Source organism: Bacillus sp. JJ1764 (genome assembly GCF_036962145.1).
Classification (GTDB): domain Bacteria; phylum Bacillota; class Bacilli; order Bacillales; family Cytobacillaceae; genus Neobacillus.
This window is the reverse complement of the sequence record NZ_JBALNY010000112.1, coordinates 24,369-24,639: the sequence shown is the minus strand read 5'-3', so window position 1 is coordinate 24,639 and position 271 is coordinate 24,369. Positions and strand designations below refer to the sequence as shown.

Annotated in this window: 1 pseudogene; it reads right to left on the bottom strand. The window is 39.9% G+C overall.

What is annotated here, in order from left to right:
- A pseudogene (locus V7083_RS15960) lies at positions 1-271 on the bottom strand (MFS transporter); the annotation flags it as partial.

The window sequence follows — 271 nt, the reverse complement described above, 5'->3', positions numbered from 1 at the left end:
CCTGTGGCACGGAGATGTTTCCGAAGCCGGTTCGCTACAGTGAAGCTTACAGTCAGCCCATTCCCTAACGCCCCATAGAACAAACCCACCCCTACATCCCCCAGATGATACTCCTTAACTGCGTATACACTGATTAGCACGTTATCAATGCCATTTAATGACGCTAAAAGAATCTCACAAAATAGCAAAATTTGTACAGGAATAGACATTAAAATTACCTTTTTAAATATTGAAAATATAGATTCCCGATTCACTTTCGCTTCTTTTTTTA